19 protein-coding genes and 1 pseudogene are annotated in these 21902 nt (G+C 43.2%); 16 read left to right on the forward strand and 4 right to left on the reverse strand.

Annotated elements, in window-relative coordinates:
• Positions 1-550: 550 nt before the first annotated feature.
• From NSB03_RS11200 to NSB03_RS11245, 10 genes and pseudogenes are all read left to right on the forward strand, one after another.
• On the forward strand, positions 551-823 hold the full coding sequence (locus tag NSB03_RS11200; protein WP_024988507.1) for a hypothetical protein: 273 nt from the start codon (positions 551-553) through the stop codon (positions 821-823).
• Positions 824-1162: 339 nt separating this feature from the next.
• Entirely contained in the window at positions 1163-2269 is a 1107-nt protein-coding gene (locus NSB03_RS11205; protein WP_024988506.1) for an AAA family ATPase, read from the forward strand.
• A 98-nt stretch (positions 2270-2367) separates the two neighbouring features.
• Positions 2368-2607 (forward strand): hypothetical protein, encoded by a 240-nt coding sequence (locus tag NSB03_RS11210; protein WP_257466397.1) that lies wholly within the window; start codon positions 2368-2370, stop codon positions 2605-2607.
• Between the two features lie 99 nt (positions 2608-2706).
• Positions 2707-3423 carry a hypothetical protein gene (locus tag NSB03_RS11215; protein ID WP_128824480.1) on the forward strand — a complete coding sequence of 239 codons (717 nt, stop codon included), beginning with the start codon at positions 2707-2709 and terminating at the stop codon, positions 3421-3423.
• A gap of 210 nt (positions 3424-3633) precedes the next feature.
• The gene (locus tag NSB03_RS11220) at positions 3634-4200 is read left to right on the forward strand and encodes a hypothetical protein (protein WP_024988505.1); all 567 of its coding nucleotides are present in this window, start codon (positions 3634-3636) and stop codon (positions 4198-4200) included.
• Positions 4200-4370, forward strand: a pseudogene (locus tag NSB03_RS11225) (AAA family ATPase); the annotation flags it as partial. The gene NSB03_RS11220 and the pseudogene NSB03_RS11225, both read left to right, overlap by 1 nt.
• 207 nt (positions 4371-4577) lie before the next feature.
• Complete coding sequence (locus NSB03_RS11230; RefSeq protein WP_024988504.1) at positions 4578-7058, forward strand: FAD-dependent oxidoreductase; 2481 nt, start codon at positions 4578-4580, stop codon at positions 7056-7058.
• Between the two features lie 35 nt (positions 7059-7093).
• Positions 7094-7444, forward strand: a complete 351-nt coding sequence (locus tag NSB03_RS11235) for a MarR family transcriptional regulator (RefSeq protein WP_135039222.1) — start codon at positions 7094-7096, stop codon at positions 7442-7444.
• A gap of 224 nt (positions 7445-7668) precedes the next feature.
• Positions 7669-8304: a DUF4136 domain-containing protein gene (locus NSB03_RS11240; protein ID WP_024988503.1), complete on the forward strand. Its 636-nt coding sequence runs from the start codon at positions 7669-7671 to the stop codon at positions 8302-8304.
• 15 nt (positions 8305-8319) lie between these two features.
• Entirely contained in the window at positions 8320-8946 is a 627-nt protein-coding gene (locus NSB03_RS11245) for an outer membrane beta-barrel protein (RefSeq protein WP_024988502.1), read from the forward strand.
• A gap of 63 nt (positions 8947-9009) precedes the next feature.
• On the opposite strand, the gene NSB03_RS11250 is transcribed toward NSB03_RS11245, so the two are convergent.
• The 3 genes from NSB03_RS11250 to NSB03_RS11260 are packed head-to-tail and all read right to left on the reverse strand — an operon-like array spanning position 9010 to position 13665.
• Positions 9010-12027 carry a serine hydrolase domain-containing protein gene (locus NSB03_RS11250; RefSeq protein ID WP_024988501.1) on the reverse strand — a complete coding sequence of 1006 codons (3018 nt, stop codon included), beginning with the start codon at positions 12025-12027 and terminating at the stop codon, positions 9010-9012.
• On the reverse strand, positions 12024-12854 hold the full coding sequence (locus NSB03_RS11255; RefSeq protein WP_024988500.1) for a bifunctional metallophosphatase/5'-nucleotidase: 831 nt from the start codon (positions 12852-12854) through the stop codon (positions 12024-12026). Before NSB03_RS11255 ends, NSB03_RS11250 begins: the two co-directional genes overlap by 4 nt.
• A 25-nt stretch (positions 12855-12879) precedes the next feature.
• On the reverse strand, positions 12880-13665 hold the full coding sequence (locus NSB03_RS11260) for a 5'-nucleotidase C-terminal domain-containing protein (protein WP_024988499.1): 786 nt from the start codon (positions 13663-13665) through the stop codon (positions 12880-12882).
• A 157-nt stretch (positions 13666-13822) separates the two neighbouring features.
• Between NSB03_RS11260 and rplS the strand changes: the two genes are divergently transcribed.
• The gene (gene rplS / locus NSB03_RS11265; protein WP_024988498.1) at positions 13823-14176 is read left to right on the forward strand and encodes a 50S ribosomal protein L19; all 354 of its coding nucleotides are present in this window, start codon (positions 13823-13825) and stop codon (positions 14174-14176) included.
• A gap of 800 nt (positions 14177-14976) precedes the next feature.
• Here the strand turns inward: rplS and NSB03_RS11270 are convergent.
• Positions 14977-15957: an ROK family protein gene (locus NSB03_RS11270; RefSeq protein ID WP_120467147.1), complete on the reverse strand. Its 981-nt coding sequence runs from the start codon at positions 15955-15957 to the stop codon at positions 14977-14979.
• Between the two features lie 179 nt (positions 15958-16136).
• Between NSB03_RS11270 and NSB03_RS11275 the strand changes: the two genes are divergently transcribed.
• From NSB03_RS11275 to NSB03_RS11295, 5 genes are read left to right on the forward strand one after another with little or no spacing between them, the layout of a single operon-like run.
• Complete coding sequence (locus NSB03_RS11275; protein ID WP_024987890.1) at positions 16137-16853, forward strand: ABC transporter ATP-binding protein; 717 nt, start codon at positions 16137-16139, stop codon at positions 16851-16853.
• Between the two features lie 9 nt (positions 16854-16862).
• Positions 16863-18122: an ABC transporter permease gene (locus NSB03_RS11280; protein ID WP_024987891.1), complete on the forward strand. Its 1260-nt coding sequence runs from the start codon at positions 16863-16865 to the stop codon at positions 18120-18122.
• A gap of 4 nt (positions 18123-18126) precedes the next feature.
• A complete protein-coding gene (locus NSB03_RS11285; RefSeq protein ID WP_257466398.1) occupies positions 18127-19368 on the forward strand; it encodes an ABC transporter permease in 1242 nt (413 codons plus the stop codon).
• Positions 19369-19424: 56 nt separating this feature from the next.
• Positions 19425-20525: an efflux RND transporter periplasmic adaptor subunit gene (locus NSB03_RS11290; protein WP_024987892.1), complete on the forward strand. Its 1101-nt coding sequence runs from the start codon at positions 19425-19427 to the stop codon at positions 20523-20525.
• A 9-nt stretch (positions 20526-20534) separates the two neighbouring features.
• Positions 20535-21872, forward strand: a complete 1338-nt coding sequence (locus NSB03_RS11295; protein WP_024987893.1) for a TolC family protein — start codon at positions 20535-20537, stop codon at positions 21870-21872.
• The last annotated feature ends 30 nt before the right edge of the window (positions 21873-21902 follow it).

Below are 21902 nucleotides of genomic sequence, written 5' to 3' on the forward strand. Positions count from 1 at the left end.
CGGGTGCAAAAGTACACCCTTTTGGAATATCATCCAAATTTATTCAGCTCTTTTTTTTGATTATTTTTGAATAAATAGGCTAAGTCGTTGATTGATAATGATGTTGTAGAACATGTTTTCTTTATCATAAAAGGATTGGGGAGGAAACGGTAAAGGAAATGCACATTATTATATTGCAGGCGGGTACACGCGTGCGCATGCGAAGAATCGCACACATGAAAAGAATAGAGCGAAAGGGATAAACAAGAGAAAAAAGGTAGATTAGACAACGGATTGTTGATTAAAGAGATCCGTCAGTTCCGGTTGTCCCACATATTGTGGGAAAGTATTCCCGCATATTATGGGAATTTGTTCCCTATTAATAGGGAATCTTTTCCCAAGCAGTAGGGAAACTTTTCCCACAATATGTGGGACTGATACACTGTATATGGAAACAAGCAAAAGGAAGAGGGCGGATACGATATAACTACACTTGGCAAAAGCCGGCAATTGAGGCATATATCAGGCATTCAAGCGATAAAAAAACGCGAAATGCCATAAAAACAGAGGAGTGCTTGCAGAGGTGCAAAAACAACATATATCATTATCAATCAATGGATTGAATCAAAAAAGGGAAATTCGGATAGTGAGGGCAAACGCCTGCCCTCACTATGCTATCACACTTGCCCTAATAGCGGAAAGCACCATGAATAAAGGGATTGAAGAGAAATGTGAGAGCATGAGGGCAAAAAAGGGAAATAATTCCTATGGGAGAATTAAGAAAAATGAATTTAGGGGAGAATTGAGAAAGAGGAATTTTATCTTTTCTTATGAAAGTAAGTAAAAAGAGATAATTATTAACTTGGAAATAAAGAGATTATATCAATACGGTAGCACAGTGGATATATAGTAAATCAGCACAATTAGTTACAACTTCATACTAATACCTCCTCCCATCCTTTCATCATCATTGCAGAGTGATCCTCCAACAGACTTGCTTATAAAAATTCGACAGAAATGGGTTCTTCGTCAAATTTGGAGGTAAATTCTTTATCCCTAAGTTCAAGTTATAAATATAGAAAACTATCATACTAATCTTTTTCAAGAAAATGATAAATCGGATAAGTCCATATCATAGATTTATTTAGTATCTTTGTCACTCTATCTTATATAAAAGAAAAAAATGAGTAAAGAATACACACTCGCAGATTTCACGGATATTTTTGATTACTCCACAGGCTGGTTCAGCGACAGTAGCATTAGTAGTCTATTCTATCAGATATTCAAACGATTCCCTTCCATGAAAATGGTGAAATATAAAGTAAACCAGGATTTCCTGAAAGAAATCAAAGAACTTTATCAGCAAGACGATGCGTTCGATATATTCGAGCATATATATTGCAATCATTTTGAGAATGAAAAAGAGGAAGAGGAGGAGGAAGAAGAGAATACATCTACAGAAGAGTTATACGATTGCATCGTTATCTGCAAAAGGAATTTAATGATTGGCTATTTTGATGATTGCATAAAGATTGTCTATTCCAATATCGACCAAGAAGAAATCGATCATATCAATCAGATTTGCGAAAACCACAAAAAGGAAAATGAGAAACTGAACAATCTATTTATAGTAACATACATTCATAACTATTTCACCCTGAAACAATCGCAAATCAATAAGCCCGCCATTCAGATTGACCGCCACTATAACAATGATTTTGTTCCCGTCGCCGCCGAAATCGAAAAATTCTTATTGGAGGAGAATAAAAGCGGATTAATCATTCTGCATGGAAAACAAGGTACGGGGAAAACAACTTATATCCGCCATCTCATCAATCTCGGGAAAAAGAGAATGATTTATATGAGTGGCGACCTGGTAGATAAACTTTCAGATCCTAGCTTTATCACTTTTATCCGCCAACAAAAGAATTCGATCTTTATCGTAGAAGATTGCGAAGAACTATTATCAAGCCGCAACGGAAGCAACCGCATGAATGCCGGACTAGTCAACATATTGAATATCAGCGACGGACTATTAAGTGATGAATTATGTATCAAATTTATCTGCACATTCAACGCTCCACTAAAAGATATCGACGAAGCCTTGCTTAGAAAAGGACGTCTGGCTGCCCGGTACGAGTTTAAAGACCTGGCAACAGACAAAGTAAACCAACTGATAAAGGAAGAAGGGCTGGATATCCCCCAACAGACACACCCCATGACGTTGGCCGAAATCTATAATTACGAAGGTATGGATTTCTCCTTAGGAAGAAAACGGGTAGGATTCTGAGCGAATCCCCCCCGAAATGTAGGCTAAAGCAATGGAAAATATAACGAAGAATAAAATCATCGCAAATAACGGTTGAATTATTATTTATTACTATAACTATGAAAGTATATACTCATTTTTTCAAAATCAATGAAACGGAAAGATTTCGCTGGAGAACACTATTGCACTTCGGAAATTCTTGGGATTGCATAGGTAGTATTGTGATGAAAAATCCAGGATCTTCTACTTTTACCAAAGAAGCCCCCGTATCTAAACCAGAAGTCTTAGAAGGATTATCTCGTTATAGATTCAAAGAACTAAATTGGTATGAATTCTCCATTGATCCTACCATGAGATAGGTGGCTAGTCTTTTTGCTTATAAATATGGGCTTGACGATCCAGCCCAACTATCTGGCGTAATACAGATATTCAACCTCTTTTACATAAAGGATGCTGATTTGACAAAAGCCAAGCAAAAAGCGGAAAAATATGGTATTCCACCACTATTCAATGATGCCCTACAAATGACTCAATATGATATTGATCATTTGATTGCTCCTGTGTATTTGGGGTTCGGAAGTTTGGCTTACAGCAAAGAATATGGAGAAAGAGCAAAACTTATCTTTGATGCAGCAATAAAACTTGAAGGGTGTAACTATCTTTCATGCAAATTCCATGAGAATTTCTATTATCACCCACAATGGCTAATTCCTTTTGGCAAGAACTATCATAATGGTTTGCTAACACTTTTGCGATTCAAGCAAGAAACTTTTTATCCTACAGATACAGATAATGCCATATTGAACATACCAAGAAATACTATAAGCCCCAGCAGAGTGAAAAACATTGAATCTGCTGTACTTGAAAACTTTCCTACCTGTAGATACGATAATAGCAGAAGACTGAAAAGTAATGAAAATGCCGCATACGGCATTACCATTGCTGAAGGTTATATCGAGGTGCGGCAGGCTTTTGAAGGTAAATCAAAAACTGCCCAGCCAAAAGTTTCCGACAGCAAAGTGAAAAAGACGCTGGAAGATAGAGGATATGTTAGCGAAAAGAATTGGTTAGGACGAAAAAGGTTAATTGATTTTGGCAACACGGATTCTGAGATTATCGAACACGTACGTACGGAAATCCAAGAATTATTCAAAGAACTTGAAATATATCACTGAAATTCTTGAAAACACATCACTTCTTGCAGCCTGTGCCCATATTCGGCATAGGCTGTTGTTTTTTTTGCACCATAAAATCAATAAACGAGGATTTATGGTAAGGAATTCATAACAGAGATGTATCCAGATATGAAGAATTGGAGTTGATACCTCATTAGGCAATCAAGTCATCATACGTTATGCAGCATACGATTCAAAAACAAATATAATATGACAGTACAAGAGATATTCGACACTCCTGCTATCAAGAAGGTTGAGAATGAAATGATTGGTCTGGAGGAAAACATTGAACGACACCATGTTGACAAACCGAGTGGACTGGAGATGATGCGTGTGCTAATTGGATTGCGTCGCAATCTCCTTGCCGATATGTTTGTGATGGATGAGAATTACAAGCGGTTGCTCTCAGACTTCAACGAAACCATGAAGCAGCAACTTATTCGAATGCGTCATGAAACTATCAAGGCTGCACATGGTGTAATGAATGCCGATGTGACAGGCGAGATTCAAGCCATAGGCAAGTGTTTCCTCGGTTATCGTTATTCCAAACTTCATCCCGTGCAAACTATGCAAGCAAAGAAAATATGGGCTATCCTTAATGGTTCAATTGATGATTACGTCCAGTTTTATAGTGATGGAGTGCTGATGGGAGGCTATGTGTATGACAGCCGAAAAGAGCAGGAATCTGAGAACCAAATGCTCTATTTGCAGGAAGAGCCGGATAACTGGAATGAGGGTCTCGACATGGAAATAACTAAGGATATGTATCTCATTTAGGGGAAAGCATCTTCCTGCTTGGTCCTCTAGGAACTGCAAAAAGTATGGTCGCACGCAGATTGAAGTTGGTGTTCAAAGGGGCAAAGTCCTTTGAATACTTCATGTCTCGTTTCTCCACTCCGGATGAAATATTCGGTCCTATATCTATTTCAAAATTAAAGAATGAGGATAAATGAGAAAGAAATATCCGAAAATGAGGACGTACGGATTATGAACGACGTAAGAAGATTGATAAATTATTTCACCACTATCCCCCACTCCAGGAGACTGTTCGCATAAAACAGGGTGTGTAAATATAAGTTTTTTCAATAAATCCATGAACATTTTACCTATGTAGTTCGTTATTTCCTTAGGAAACTATTTACATTAATAAATATATGAAAGTAATCATTATTGGAGGCGTTGCAGGTGGAGCTACCACTGCTGCCCGAATCAGACGAGTAGATGAATCAGCAGAAATCATTCTTCTGGAAAAAGGGAAATATATATCGTATGCCAATTGCGGCTTACCCTATTATATAGGTGGAGTCATCGAAGAGCGCGAAAAACTGTTCGTTCAGACTCCCGAAGCATTTTCTACACGCTTCCGTGTTGATGTCCGCACGGAAAATGAAGTGATTTTCATCGACCGGAAAAGAAAGACGGTCACAGTACGGCAAAGCAGCGAAGATACGTATGAGGAAAGTTACGACAAGTTGTTAATATCAACCGGAGCTTCCCCTGTACGCCCGCCCCTGCCGGGAATAGACCTGAGCGGAATCTTCACGTTGAGAAACGTTGCGGATACGGACAAAATCAAAGCATATATCGACAGCCATGCTCCGCGAAAAGCGGTAGTGGTAGGAGCCGGATTTATCGGACTCGAAATGGCGGAAAACCTGCATGCGCAAGGGGCGAAAGTGTCGATTGTGGAAATGGGCAACCAGGTGATGGCGCCTATTGATTTCTCAATGGCTTCACTGGTGCACCAACATCTGATGGATAAAGGAGTGAATTTATATCTGGAACAAGCCGTAGCTTCTTTTGAGCGCGATGGAAAAGGATTGAAGGTCAACTTTAAGAACGGTCAGTCTATTGCTGCCGATATTGTTATCTTATCTATTGGCGTACGTCCGGAAACGAACCTGGCACGGGCTGCCGAACTGACTATCGGTCCTGCCGGCGGAATCGCCGTGAATGCTTATCTGCAAACGTCCGACGAATCCATTTATGCGATTGGCGACGCGATTGAATACCGCCATCCGATTACCGGAAAACCTTGGCTCAATTATCTTGCCGTCCCTGCCAACCGGCAGGGACGTATCGCCGCGGACAATATACTGGGAGCTAAGATTGCTTATGAAGGTTCCATCGGCACTTCCATCGCCAAGGTTTTCGACATGATAGTGGCTTCTACCGGTTTGCCCGGAAAACGACTGCGGGTGGAAGGTATTGAGTATATGTCATCTACCATCCATCCGTCTTCCCATGCCGGATATTACCCGGACGCTATGCCGATGAGTATCAAAATCACTTTCGACAAGCAGACGGGACGACTGTACGGTGGACAGATTGTAGGCTACGACGGAGTGGACAAGCGAATTGACGAACTCGCTCTTGTCATCAAACATGAGGGAACTATCTATGACTTGATGAAAGTGGAGCAGGCGTACGCACCACCGTTTTCTTCCGCCAAAGACCCGGTAGCACTGGCGGGATATGTGGCAGAAGATATTATTACAGGCAGAACGAACCCTGTGTACTGGAGAGAACTGCGAGACATTGAAATGGAGAACAAATTCCTGCTGGATGTCCGCACTCCGGATGAATTTGCTTTAGGTAGTTTGCCGGGCGCCGTTAATATTCCGCTGGATGAACTTCGCGACCGACTGGCGGAACTGCCGAAAGACCGGATGATTTATACGTTCTGTGCTGTCGGGCTGCGGGGGTATCTTGCTTACCGTATTTTGACCCAACACGGATTTGATAAGGTACGCAATCTTTCGGGTGGACTGAAAACTTACCGTGCCGCCACCTCTCCTATCATCTTGCACGAAGACAATGAAAATGAAACGGGAAAAGCGCCTATACAGCAAGAGCCAACAGCACAAACCGGACAACCTGTCGTACCTGCCTCCCCTGTTGCAACCGCCAAAACCATCCGGGTAGATGCTTGCGGACTACAATGTCCCGGTCCGATTCTGAAAATGAAAAAGACAATGGACGGACTGGCTTCGGGCGAACGGATAGAGATTACGGCAACCGACCCGGGATTCCCGCGTGATGCCGCTGCATGGTGCAGTTCGACCGGAAATCAGTTGATTTCTAAAGAGGCATCCGGAGGAAAATCTGTTGTTATTATAGAAAAAGGAAAACCAAAATCATGTAATATTGTTACTTCTTATGATGGCAAAGGAAAAACTTTTATCATGTTTAGTGATGATTTGGACAAAGCTTTAGCCACCTTTGTGCTTGCTAATGGCGCGGCAGCCACCGGACAGAAGGTTACAATCTTCTTTACCTTCTGGGGATTGAACGTTATCAAGAAGTTGCACAAGCCGAAAGTAGAGAAAGATATTTTTGGAAAGATGTTTGGTATGATGCTGCCTTCAAGCTCTAAGAAGCTGAAACTTTCGAAGATGAGCATGGGTGGAATAGGCGGAAAAATGATGCGGTATATCATGAAGGAGAAGGGAATCGACTCGCTTGAATCGCTGCGCCAGCAAGCTCTGGAGAATGGAGTGGAATTTATCGCTTGCCAGATGTCGATGGATGTGATGGGAGTGAAAAAAGAAGAACTCCTGGACGACGTGACCATCGGCGGTGTAGCAACGTATATGGAACGAGCGGATAATGCCAACGTTAATCTGTTTATTTAACGGAAATAACTAATAAAATTATATTCAAATAAGAGATGAAAACAATATGTGCAATGCGAGACGTATTCAGAGCCATGACAAGCTTTGAAACAGCATTTGAAAAAGTCTACCAGATATCGCTGAATGAGGCCATGATATTGTGCACTCTCAAGTGCTCTACGGAGAGGATGACAGCCACCAGTCTGTCAAAGCAAACGGACATGAGCCCATCACATACGTCGAAGATACTTCGGATACTGGAAGAAAAAGAACTGATTGTCCGGACACTCGGAAATGAAGACCGCCGACAAATGTATTTCCACCTGTCTCCGGCAGGCAAACAACGGGTGAACGAGCTGGAACTTGATAAAGTTGAAATACCGGAATTATTAAAGCCTCTGTTTTAACAACCGATTTCCAAACAAATTCCAGTAAACTATAAAAGATGAGCAATCCGCCTAATCATCGGCAGATTGCTTATCTTTTTTGATGACGGGAGCGAAAAGTAAGATGTTAATTTTCCGGCAAAACTATTTTTCTAGCGAACCTTTTTATTTTTTTCTTGTTGTTTCTTGCAAAAGCCCCAAGGTACCAGGGTATGATTTTTATATAACCTAAACATTATAAAAATATGAAGAAATTAATTCCTATTTTATTGGCGGTCTTTGCACTCGCTTCTTGCGAAAAAGACCCGGACATGGGTAAGCTGGATGACAACTATCTGGTGTACACTAACCACGACGAGAAAGCTGACTTCAAAGTTCCTACATTCTTTCTGGCACCTCAAATCCTGGTGATTAATGATAGTAAAGAGCCTGAATATCTCGAAGGAGAAGGCGCTGAACAAATTCTGGCCGCTTACACGGAAAACATGGAAGCCAGAGGCTATACAGCCGCTGATACCAAAGAAGATGCTGATCTTGGTATCCAAGTAAGCTACATCGCAAGTACTTATTATTTCACCAGCTACTCTCAACCTGAATGGTGGTGGGGTTATCCCGGTTACTGGGGTCCCGGCTACTGGGGTGGAAACTGGGGTGGCGGATGGTACTACCCGTACGCTGTGACTTACAGTTATAACACCAACTCATTCCTGACAGAAATGGTGGACTTGAATGCCGACCAAGGTGAAAACAAAAAACTACCTGTTGTATGGACAAGCTACCTGACCGGATTTGACACTGGTTCTAAAGCTATCAACCGCACTCTTGCTGTGGAAGCTGTCAACCAGTCATTCGCTCAGTCCCCTTATCTTACTAACAAATAATCAACTACAACTGTTATGAAAACAAGAAAAAATATATACTTCAAGGTGGTAGCCTTAGCGGCTATTGCCATCGCCTTCGCCATGCCGGCTAAGGCACAGTTATCAGACAATGGATATGCCAATATCGACTGGCAGTTCAATGCCCCGCTAAGCAATAATTTTGCAGACAAGGCAAGTGGCTGGGGTATGAACTTCGAAGGTGGTTATTTCGTAACTCCGAACATCGGTTTGGGACTTTTCCTTAACTACCACAGCAACCACGAATATGTAGGCCGTGAAACGTTCAAAATGGCAGGCGGTGATGTGACTACCGACCAGCAACATGCTATTTTCCAGTTGCCTTTCGGTGCTGCTGCACGTTACCAGTGGAACCGCGGCGGTTCCTTCCAACCTTATGTCAGCGCTAAACTAGGTGCTGAATATGCGAAAGTACGCTCCAACTTCAATATGCTTGAAGCAAGAGAGAACAGTTGGGGCTTCTATGCTTCTCCTGAAGTGGGTATCAACGTATTCCCCTGGGTATACGGTCCGGGCTTGCACTTTGCCTTATACTACAGCTATGGTACCAACAAGGCTGATGTACTGCATTATAGTGTAGACGGATTGGGCAACTTCGGCTTCCGCTTGGGTGTATCGTTCTAAAAAAGATGCCCTTCTACTGTTGCAAGTGGAAGGGCATTTCTTTTTTATTTTCTATCAGAATGATTACTTTTTCTTCATTGCGCCATAAATCGCTTCCTGTATCCGTTCGCGAATATGCAGTTGATTGAGTTTGCGGTTGGTGACATCGGGATAGATACGGTTACTCAAAAAGACATAAACCAATTCGTTCACAGGGTCTACCCATGCGCACGTACCGGTAAATCCGGTATGACCGTAGGTTTCGGCAGGCACGACGGACGCACAGTTTCCTTTCTTCGGGTCTTTCATATCCGGCTTATCAAATCCTAGACCGCGACGGCTTATCTTCGACACTCCTGTCGTAAATAACTGGCAGGTTTCTTTGCTCAAATAACGTTGTCCGTCTATCTCTCCCCCATTCAGCAACATCTGATAGAGATGCGCCACTTCACGGGCGGTAGAGAAAAGTCCGGCATTGCCTGCCAGCCCGCCGAAGAAAGAGGAAGCCTCATCATGTACGAATCCTTGCAAGGTTTCTTTCCGCAAGAAACAATCCTTATTGGAAGGAACGATTTCCGATTTAGAGAAACGCCGCAATGGCAGGTAACCTGTACGTTCCATCCCCATCGGTCCGTAAAACTCACGTTGCAAATAGGCTTCCATAGGCATACCCGCCAACTGCTCTACCAACATTCCCAACAGAATAAATCCTATATCGCTATATACGTAACGTTTCTGTTTCAACGGAGCTTCCACTATTTTCTCTTCTATCACTTTCCGGAAAGAACGGTTCAACCACAGATTGTCGCAAATCTGAATTGTATAGTCACCCTTTTTAATAGGAGAGATGTATTCACTTTTAAACTTGAATTTCGGATTCGCCCAGGTAGCTGTTCCAATCCGCACCGGATGCTGAGCATCTTTGCGTACGCTGAACAATCTTCCGTCGTAACTCTCTTTATCAATGACTTCTTGATAGAAAGGAAGCCAGGACGGCAGCCCGGACTGGTGGTACAGTATTTCCTGAATCGTTATATCTTTCTTATCAGTACGTTGCAGGAACGGCAAATAACCGGATATCTTATCGGTCAGGTTAAAACGTCCCTTATCGTAGAGTTTCATAAGCGCAAGCAGCGTCCCCGTTGTTTTGGAAAGGGAGGCCAAGTCGTAGATGTCCGTCGATTCGACACGGGGACTGCCTTTTCCCGCATAAGTGCCGAAAGCCTTATCAACCATGACATGCCCGTTTTTCAAGACAACCACCTGACAACCGGGATAAGCGCCCTGCTGAATACCGTCTAACGCAATAGTGTCAATCTTTTTGAGAAGGGCGGACGAAAGACCATATTCTTCGGGGACGAAATGTGAAGGAGTTTTTGGCGTGATAGTCACTCCCGCACCTGTCGGGAACAATCCGCCTAAACTTGCCGATAATCGTCCGTCGGCAGTGGCTTTGGCAAACAATATATCCGCCGTCTGACGCTGTACATCACTGTTGTGACTATGTCCCAATACCACTGCCGAAGCGTGAGACACCGAATGGTGAATCTGCAACATCATTTTACCGGGAGTGAAGAACAGGTAAATAGCCGGACTTTCGGGAGCGAACTTTGCAAAGAACGGCTGATAAGGAGCCAAGCGTTGTTCGCTGACGGCTATAATTATCCGTTTATAAGTAGCCAACGAATCACGCAACCGCCGACTCTCTTCTTCTGTCTGATTGGGACGGAGACGAAAACGCGCCAATGATACATAGCGGGACATTTGTTTGGCTAACGCTTCCGTTTCTCCCGGTTTTCCGACTTCGAGCAGAGCAATTGTCTGCGCTTTGTCGGCATGAAGCGGCAGGATATGGTTCTTGTTGTTCAGGACAGTAATTGCCGCCTGGTTCAACCGACGAACCAAATCACGTGCCTGAGGACTGTTGACACGCTGTTCCAAACCGGACAGTTGTATAAACGGTTTTTTCTTGAGTCCCAATACATATTTATAAGTCAGGACTTTACGGCATTTATTTTCAATATCCTCTTTACCCAATTCTCCTTTTTCAACGGCTTCGAGCACGGCAGAAACTTCGTCTTTTAGGTTGCGAGGAGCCAATACCATATCATTACCTGCTTTCAATGCTTGCAAGCTGACATTACCGCTGCCTGCCACTCCTTTCATGGCAAGTGCGTCGGTGAATATCAATCCTTTGAAACCCAATTCGTCCGTTAGCAAACCGGACACGACATTACGTGACAAGGAAGAAGGAACTCCGCCTATCGGCTCGATAACAGGCACTTGCAGATGCCCCACCATCATACCACCCAGTCCTGCACGAATCGCTCTTTTAAAGGGATAAAGCTCTACACTGTCCAAACGCTCGCGAGTGAAAGGAAGCACTGGAAGTGCTTTATGTGAATCGACATCAGTGTCGCCATGACCGGGAAAATGCTTACATACGGACAATACTCCCCCACCTTCCAGACCGTAAGCGTAAGCGATTACCTTATCTGCTACCTGTATCGGATCTTCTCCGAAGGAACGGGTATTGATGACCGGATTCTTGGGATTGATATTCACATCCGCTACCGGAGCAAAGTTTACCTGTACCCCAATCTGCCGGCATTGACGGGCCACTTCACGCCCATATTCGTAAATCAGTTGATTGTCACGGATACATCCCAATATCATATTTCTCGGGAAAACAGGTGTTCCACGCAAACGCATCGCCAACCCCCATTCTCCGTCGAAGGTAATCATAACAGGTACTTTCGCCAGTTTTTGCGCCCGGTTTGTCAAGGCGACCTGAGTTTGCATCTTCCCACCGGAGAAGAGAAGTCCGCCCACCTTATAGGTATCAACGGCTTCGCACAGCAGTTCCAGGTTCCGTTTGGTATCTATCGGCGCAATGGTATAGATAAATAACTGTCCCACCTTTTCTTTAAAGGAGAGTTTGTTCATCACCGAGTCTACCCAGTGACGGCAATCTTCATCCTGAAGAGCTTTAGACACCAGCAGTGGTTCGACAGTGTCAGTGGTAACATTCTGAGCCGAACCTGTGACTTGTCCGGCTGAGAGTAGAAATAAAATCGCTAAAATTGAGGGAATTATCTTCATTTACGTTTCAAAATCAAATCGAGACGACCTACACGCACACCACTTTTTCCGGAATGCATGATGGGAATCTCTTTTCCGTCCATATTCAAATAAATTTTCGGGCCTTTCATAAAGGTATGTGAATGTCCGCCCAGAATGGCGTCGATATTGCGCGTTTTCGCAACCAGACGTTCGTCCATCTGAATGCCCAGATGAGACAGGCACACCACCACGTCACAGCCCTTCTTTCTCAACAAGGCGGCTATTTCGTTCGATACTTCAATAGGGTTCTCATAAACTACTCCTTCACATTTATCTGCCTGAATCAAGCCTTCGGGCCTGGCTCCTAATCCGAATACGCCAATCTTCAAACCATATCTTTCGAGAATTACATAAGGCTTTACGATGTCTTTCAGTGGGGTACCATCGAGATTGTAATTGGCGCAGACCACCGGGAAGTTTGCCATTTTGAAAATGCGGGCCATATTGTCCAGACCGAAATCAAATTCATGGTTACCGATAGTCATAGCATCGTACCCCATTTCATTCATCAACTTGACTTCCACTTCTCCCTGAAACATATTATAATAAGGTGTACCCTGAGAAATATCTCCGCAATCGAACAGCAGGACATTCTTATGATCTTTGCGGAACTGTTCGAGAAAAGCAGTCCGGCGGACAAAACCACCTTTGTCATAATATCGGTCGCCTTTCTGATTGACAGGTTCGATACGGCTATGCACATCGCTTGTTTGTAAAATGATCACTTCTTTGGTTTCCTGCGCAAAGATTGAAAAAGTGAAGCCCAATGCAAGACATAGCAGGAATAATATCTGAAATCTTTTCATATTCAATATTTTTAGATTCTCCTTTTTATTTTATGGTAATACGTCCGTCCAGTTTGGAGGTAATCACTTTGCCTTCGGCTGTCTGTTTGCGTACATAATCAAGAAATAGCCCACGCAAGGTAGCATTTTCGGGACATACTCTCTTTTCTGCCTGCAGGAAAGCATCCATCTGTCCGTTTCCGTCTGCCAGATAGTCGATAGTAGCTACTGTATAAAGCTGGTCATCTTTTAGCGGTTTTCCGGCAATAAATGCATTCAGCAGCTTTCCGTCTTTTGTGATTTCGAGACGGACACCGCTCACTCCTTCGCCATGCAAAGATGCAATTGCTTCAAACAGATGTCTCAAATCTGTCCCTTTCATAGTCAACACACAAAGTGAATTCTCGAAAGGAAGAATTTCAAAAATATCTCCTACTGTGATATCTCCTTCAGGCAAGATATTACGCAGACCGCCCATATTTACCAATCCCATATCAGCCGGTTTCCCCAACACCTGAACAGCCGCTTGTTGCAAAACACCTGCAACAAGGTTGGAAAGTAAACTTTCGGGACCTCCTTTGTCCATTTTCATCGCACTGGTGCCGATGATCTCATACATCATCGCATCCACCTTTTCCTTATAAGGTTTTAAAATTTCGGTAGCTTTCACGTCAGGAGTGGTGTCCCAAACAGAATCAATCGTTATCATGCCACCCTCTACTTTGGTTACTTCGTACTGTACCGTATTCTCGCGTGCGGTTCGACAGGAAGTAAACAGAAAACCTCCTGTCAACGCTACCACCATCAGATACTTTACATAAGTCTGTTTCATGTTCGCTCTTTTTTAGATATGCTACAAATATACGAAAACATTTGGCTATCTGGCAAATAATTCGTTACTTTGCACCGCTTTCGCGCAATCGCTGTCAAGAGAAGAGATACTTGGTATGTTGCGTTGTAACGATGAAACAATTTAATAATAAACAACAATGGATTTAATTAAAATTGCAGAAGAAGCATTTGCTACCGGAAAACAGCACCCGAGCTTCAAAGCAGGAGACACTGTAACAGTGGCATATCGTATTATCGAGGGTAACAAAGAACGTGTACAGTTGTACCGTGGTGTTGTTATCAAAATCGCCGGTCACGGAGACAAGAAACGTTTTACTGTACGTAAGATGTCAGGAACTATAGGCGTAGAAAGAATTTTCCCAATCGAATCACCGGCTATCGACAGCATCGAGGTGAACAAGATAGGTAAAGTTCGTCGCGCTAAATTGTACTACCTGCGTGCTCTTACTGGTAAGAAAGCTAGAATCAAAGAAAAAAGAGTTAACGGCTAAGCGCCGGACCTTTCGATTCGAAATAAAAAAGGGGAACCTCATAATAAATGAAGTTCCCCTTTTTTATTGCTGCCATTCCCGCAAACATTTTCTCAACCATTTCACCCTTATGAGAAAAAATTCTCACTTCTATGGGAATAAAATCCTTTCCGAATAGGCTGTAGATGACTTTAAATGACGGAAAGGAATCATAAGAGCCTGTTTAAATTTTCCTGAGATTATGTTAGATAGGCTTTACCGACCTGTTTTTATTCGTCACATAGTCTCCGTCATGCTGCTGCTCACAACAACAGAAAATATACTCGAAAGCAACTCTCAAAACTGTGTCGGGCAAAACTCGGAGCAGGCTCTTAATAACCCACTTTTCATTCATTAATAGAAAAGTTCTCTTTCATTAATTGTAAACTTCTTATTATCAGCATGTAAACTTATTTTTCATTAACCGTAATCTATAAACGCAAGCTTCGTTTATAAAAACAAAGGCTTTGATTATAAAAACGAAGCTTGCAATTATATAATCAAAGCTTGCGTTTATAGTTTGCATCGAATGAAAAGAAAGTTTCCTTCCTGTCCGAAGGAACTTTATACTTAATGGGCGGGAAGTTTGCTATTAATAGCCAAGAGCGCAACTGTTAATACCCCTTCCGCCAACTACAGACGGACGCGACAAGAAGAGCCGGGTTAAGTTAAAATATCAGCTATAATATTATGACTGAAGAGAATTTAAACAGACTCTAAAACAAAGCCCCGAAAGTCATAGACTCCCGAGGCTTCATTACCTTTATTATAATAATGATATATTATTCCTTCAAATCTTTCAGTTCCCAAGCCAATGCACTGGCACCCAATACAGCAGCATCGGAGTCTTTCAGCTCGGAAACGAGCAATTTCGTCTTGCCTTTATAGATATTCAACACATTGTCGTCAATTGACTTCTGAATCGGTTTCATGATATAATCCCCCGATTTAGCCAACCCACCGAACAATACAATGGCTTCAGGGCTGGAGAATGCAATAGCATCCGCCAAAGCTTCACCCAAGATATTACCTGTAAATTCGAAGATTTCTTGTGCCAGTTTATCCCCTTGTACTGCTGCGTCATATACATCTTTTGAAGTAATGTTTTCTGCAGGAATGTTACGAAGCAAGCTGGCATCCGTACGAGCGGCAAGGAATTCGCGAGCTGTGCGAGCCACACCGGTAGCCGAACAGTAAGTTTCCAGACATCCCTTACGGCCACAACCGCAGATACGACCATCGCGACGAGCGATCACGTGTCCTAATTCGCCTGCAAAACCGTCATGTCCATACACCATCTGACCGTTGATAACGATACCACTACCCACACCGGTACCCAGTGTAATCATGATAAAATCTTTCATACCACGGGCAGCGCCATAAGTCATTTCACCGATAGCGGCAGCATTTGCATCGTTTGTCAAAGCAGTGGGGATACCCAGTCTTTCTTCAAACATGGCAGCCAACGGAAGAATTCCTTTCCAAGGCAAGTTCGGAGCAAATTCAATTGTTCCCGTGTAATAGTTACCATTCGGAGCACCGATACCGATACCTCTGATTTTATCAACGCCACCATTAGCAATAATCAACGGAAGCAGGTTCTTGCAAACTTCGTCAGCATATTCTTCGGCAGTAGGATAACCGGCAGTTTTGATCGAACTGCTGGCAATAATAGTTCCGCGTGCGTCTACAATTCCAAAGACGGTATTCGTTCCGCCTATGTCAATACCTACTACGTAGGGCTTTTCCATGTTTGAATTCATGATACTTTTATTTAAAAGGGTTAGTTAATCATTAAGTTTACTGCACACAAATTACGTAAAGAAGATTGAGTCTACAAAATGTTTTTCAAAAAAAGTTCAACCTCTTTGCAACTTTTCGTGTCTTGCAGTCGTCTAATAGTAGAAAATTATTAGAAAACAGAATCTAAATACAGAAAATTGTGATACTACTAACAAATGTCAACAAGACCTACAACAACGGAGCGCCTCTCCATGTGCTTAAAGGTATCAATCTTAATATCGAACAGGGAGAATTTGTTTCCATCATGGGAGCATCCGGGTCTGGGAAATCAACTTTACTCAATATATTGGGAATTCTCGACAACTACGACACCGGAGAGTATTATCTGAATAACGTACTCATCAAAAACTTAAGCGAAACCAAAGCTGCCGAATACCGGAACCGCATGATCGGATTTATCTTCCAGTCATTCAACCTGATTTCCTTTAAAGATGCCGTAGAGAATGTAGCACTTCCTTTATTTTATCAAGGGATAAGCCGCAAGAAGCGAAATGCACTTGCCTTGGAATATCTCGACCGTCTGGGTTTAAAAGACTGGGCACATCACATGCCCAACGAAATGAGTGGCGGTCAGAAACAACGTGTGGCAATCGCACGGGCTTTAATCACCCAACCGCAAATCATTCTGGCAGATGAGCCTACGGGAGCTTTGGACAGTAAAACTTCCGTGGAAGTGATGCAAATTCTGAAAGATCTTCATAAGCTGGGAATGACGATTGTAGTTGTCACCCACGAAAGCGGAGTTGCCAATCAGACAGACAAGATTATACATATCAAAGACGGAGTCATCGAACGTATTGAAGATAATATCGACCACGACGCCTCTCCGTTCGGCAAAAACGGTTTCATGAAATAAGTATTAAAAATGATTGATATTTGGCAAGAAATATACAGTACCATTAAGCGTAACAAGCTAAGGACTTTTCTTACAGGATTTGCTGTGGCATGGGGTATCTTTATGCTAATCGTCCTGTTAGGCGCAGGCAACGGATTGATCCATGCATTCGAGCAATCGGCTTCCGAACGTGCCATGAACTCCATCAAGATTTTTCCGGGATGGACCAGCAAATCATACGATGGACTGAAAGAAGGAAGACAAGTGCAACTGGATAATAAAGACGTGGATGCTACCGGCCATTATTTTCCGGACCATGTCATTAAAGCCGGGGCAACCGTGTGGCAAGGAGGCATTAATTTAAGCTTCGGGCAAGAATACGTCAGTTTGAATCTTTCCGGTGTATATCCCAACCATACGGAAGTAGAAGTGGTGAAACTCTTCAAAGGACGCTTCATCAATGAAATTGATATTAAAGAGCGCCGGAAAGTAATGGTGCTCCATAAAAAGACAGCAGAGATTCTTTTCGATAAAACGCATACCGAACCTATCGGGCAGTTTGTCAATGCCGGCAATGTGGTTTATCAGGTAGTAGGGCTGTATAATGATAAAGGAGACAGCGGAGACAGCGATGCTTACATCCCCTTTACTACCCTGCAAACGATTTACAACAAAGGAGACAAGCTGAATAACCTTGTCATGACTACCAAGAACCTGGAAACGATAGAAACGAATGAAGCATTTGAAGCTCATTACCGCAAGGTGCTGGGGGCTAATCATCGCTTCGATCCGACAGACCATAGTGCTATCTGGATTTGGAACCGGTTTACCAACTACTTACAACAGCAACAAGGCTCGAACATGCTACGTATCGCTATCTGGGTGATCGGTATCTTCACACTGTTAAGCGGGATTGTAGGAGTGTCCAACATCATGTTGATTACTGTTAAAGAACGTACCCGTGAATTCGGTATCCGCAAAGCTCTGGGTGCCAAGCCGCTTTCTATTCTTTGGCTGATTATCGTAGAGAGTGTCACCATTACCACGATATTCGGATATATAGGTATGGTGGCGGGCATCGGAGTGACCGAATGGATGAATAACGCCTTTGGCAATCAGACAATGGATACCGGAATGTGGACGGAAACTGTTTTCCTGAATCCGACAGTAGATATAAGAATCGCCATACAGGCTACACTCACATTAATAATAGCTGGTACGTTAGCCGGATTATTCCCTGCCCGAAAAGCAGTCAGCATCCGACCAATCGAAGCACTTAGAGCAGATTAAGACTATGAGAATAGATATGGATACTTGTGAGGAAATCCTCATTACCATTACAAGAAATAAAACGAGAAGCCTGCTGACTGCATTCGGTGTTTTCTGGGGAATCTTTATGCTCGTCGCCCTAATCGGCGGCGGACAAGGACTGGAAGGCATGATGAAAAAGAACTTTGAAGGATTCGCGACCAACTCCGGCTTCCTTGCCGCGCAGAAAACGGGCGAAGCTTACAAAGGTTTCCGCAAAGGCAGATGGTGGAATCTGGAAGCTATCGACATCGAGCGCCTCCGTTCGCAAGTCAAAGATGTGGAGGTCATTACTCCTTCCATTGCCCGTTGGGGTTCCAAAGCTGTATACGAAGATAAGAAATACGATTGCAGCGTGAAAGGATTATATCCGGAGTATCTCCACATCGAATCACAGGAAATGGCCTACGGCAGGTTTATCAATGAAGTGGATATACAGGAAGCGCGTAAAGTGTGTGTCATCGGAAAGCGTATCTATGAAAGCCTGTTCAAACCGGGAGAGGATCCTTGCGGAAAATACATACGTGTGGACGGAATTTATTATCAGGTGATCGGCATGTCTTCCTCCGAAGGAGATATGAACATACAGGGACGGGCTTCGGAAGCTGTCACCCTGCCCTTCACCACCATGCAGCAAACGTACAATTTAGGAGGACGGATCGATGTCATCTGCTTCACCGTGAAGCATGGCATCAAAGTGTCCGACGTACAACCGGAAATGGAGCAGATTATTAAAGCTGCGCATTATATCGCGCCTAATGACAAACAGGCACTTATGTACCTGAATGCGGAAGCAATGTTCTCGATGGTAGACAATCTGTTTACCGGCATCAACATACTGGTTTGGATGGTAGGATTGGGAACTCTGCTGGCAGGTGCCATCGGCGTATCTAATATTATGATGGTAACCGTGAAAGAACGTACCACCGAAATTGGCATCCGCCGAGCAATCGGCGCACGCCCCAAAGATATCCTGCAACAGATTCTATCGGAAAGTATGGTGCTTACCACTATTGCAGGAATGTGTGGAATCTCTTTTGCCGTCATGGTGTTGCAACTGGTAGAGATGGGAGCAAACGCCGACGGAGGAGACGTCCGTTTTCAGATTACCTTCGGACTGGCAATCGGCACTTGTGCTCTTCTGATCGCATTGGGAATGTTGGCAGGTCTGGCACCTGCTTACCGGGCTATGGCTATCAAACCGATTGAAGCTATCCGCGACGAATAAAGAGGTGCGAGGGATTTCAATTATTAATCGTAAACAATAGAAATATAAATAAAGTCATGAAAAAGTATCTGAAAATCACATTATTGGTAGTCATTGCTATCCTTCTTGTCGGAACATTCGTATTCCTTTATCAGAAGTCTAAACCCAAGGTAATCACTTACGAAATAGTAAAACCGGAAGTCACCGACCTCCAAAAGACCACAGTGGCTACCGGAAAGGTGGAACCTAGAGACGAAATTTTAATCAAACCGCAGATTTCGGGTATCATCGACAAAGTGTATAAAGAAGCCGGACAAGCTGTGAAGAAAGGGGAAGTGATTGCCAAAGTAAAAGTAATCCCAGAACTCGGACAACTGAATTCTGCAGAAAGCCGTGTGCGCCTGGCAGAGATTAATGCAACACAGGCAGAAACGGATTTTGCCCGCGTAAAGAAGCTGTACGAAGATCAGCTGATTAGCCGGGAGGAATATGAGAAAAGTGAAGTAGCTTTGAAGCAGGCTCGTGAAGAGAGACAAACGGCTAAAGATAATCTGGAAATCGTAAAAGAAGGGATTACTAAAAATAGCGCATCGTTCAGTAGTACGATGATTCGTTCTACCATTGACGGGTTGATTCTGGATGTCCCTGTAAAAGCCGGTAACTCTGTAATTATGAGTAACACGTTCAATGATGGAACCACAATTGCTACGGTAGCCAACATGAGCGACATGATTTTCCGCGGTAATATTGATGAAACGGAAGTGGGACGTATCCACGAACAGATGCCGATCAAGCTGACCATCGGAGCTTTGCAGAATCTGACATTCAACGCCATTTTGGAATATATCTCTCCGAAAGGGATAGAAACCAACGGTGCCAACCAATTTGAAATCAAAGCTGCAATTACTATTCCGGATTCCGTTCAGATTCGTTCCGGATATTCGGCTAATGCGGAAATCGTGTTGCAAAGGGCAAGTCAAGTATTGGCAGTGCCCGAAAGCACTATCGAGTTTAATGGCGACTCTACATTTGTGTACATCATGACAGATTCAGTGCCTGAGCAAAAGTTCCGCCGTACACAGGTGATTGCCGGTATGAGTGATGGAATCAAGATAGAAATCAAGAAAGGAATAACTGCACAGGACAAAATACGGGGTGCAGAGAAAAAAGATAAATAATTGAATTCAATGAAAACAATTCGCAAAACCATATCAGCCCTTCTGCTTGCCGGGGTCGGAATCACTTCTATCCAAGCGCAGAACAACTCTCCGCAAGCATGGACATTGCGGCAATGTATCGACTATGCCATCGAGCATAATATAGAGATTCGTCAATCCGCCAACAATGTTGAAGCCAATAAAGTGAGTGTAAACACTAGCAAATGGACACGTCTTCCGAATTTGAGCGGTAGCGCCAGCCAAAACTGGAGTTGGGGACGTGCTGCTTCTCCGATAGATAACTCGTATAGTGACATTAACAGTGCCAATACCAGTTTCAGTTTGGGAACCAATGTACCTATATTTACCGGTTTGCAACTGTCTAACCAATATTCACTTGCCAAGTTGGATTTAAAAGCCGCTATAGAAGATTTGAATAAAGCCAAAGAAGACATTGCAATCAATGTCACTTCCGCTTATTTGCAGGTTTTATTCAACCAAGAATTAAGTAAGGTAGCCCATAATCAGGTAAATTTAAGCAAAGACCAGCTAAAGCGTATCCAAGGGCTCCACGGAGTAGGTAAAGCGTCCCCTTCTGAAGTGGCCGAAGCACAAGCCCGTGTCGCACAGGACGAAATGACTGCTATACAATCAGACAATACGCACAAGTTGTCATTATTAGACCTCACCCAGCTTTTGGAATTACCTACGCCTGAAGGATTCGTGCTCGAAAGTCCTAAGGAAGAACTTGAGTTCGAATCTCTCACTCCACCGGATGATATATATACACAGGCTCTTGCTTACAAACCAAGTATTAAGGCTGCAGAATACCGTTTGCAAGGTAGCCTTAATAGCATTCGTATTGCTCAAAGTGCATTCTATCCACAACTCTCTTTCAGCGCCGGTTTGGGTAGCAATTACTATACGGTGAGCGGAAGATCAGGAAACAGCTTCGGCAGTCAGATAAAGAACAACCTGAATAAGTATGTAGGGTTCAACTTGAGCATTCCGATCTTTAATCGTTTTTCTACACGAAACCGGGTACGTACCGCTCGTTTACAACAAATAGACTTATCTTTGAGATTGGATAACGCAAAGAAAGCACTCTACAAAGAGATTCAGCAGGCTTGGTATAATGCTCTAGCTGCAGAAAGCAAATACAATTCCAGTGAAGTGGCAGTGAAAGCCAACGAGGAGTCTTTCCGCCTGATGAGCGAAAAGTTCAATAACGGCAAAGCTACCTTTGTAGAATATAATGAAGCCAAACTTAATCTGACTAGGGCTCTTTCGGATAAGTTGCAAGCAAAATATGACTATCTGTTCCGGACTAAAATTCTGGATTTCTACAAAGGACAAGTCATTGAATAAAAAGAAATATATTTGAGTTTAGTATAGTAG

The sequence above is a fragment of the Bacteroides acidifaciens genome (genome assembly GCF_024623065.1).
Lineage (GTDB): Bacteria > Bacteroidota > Bacteroidia > Bacteroidales > Bacteroidaceae > Bacteroides > Bacteroides acidifaciens.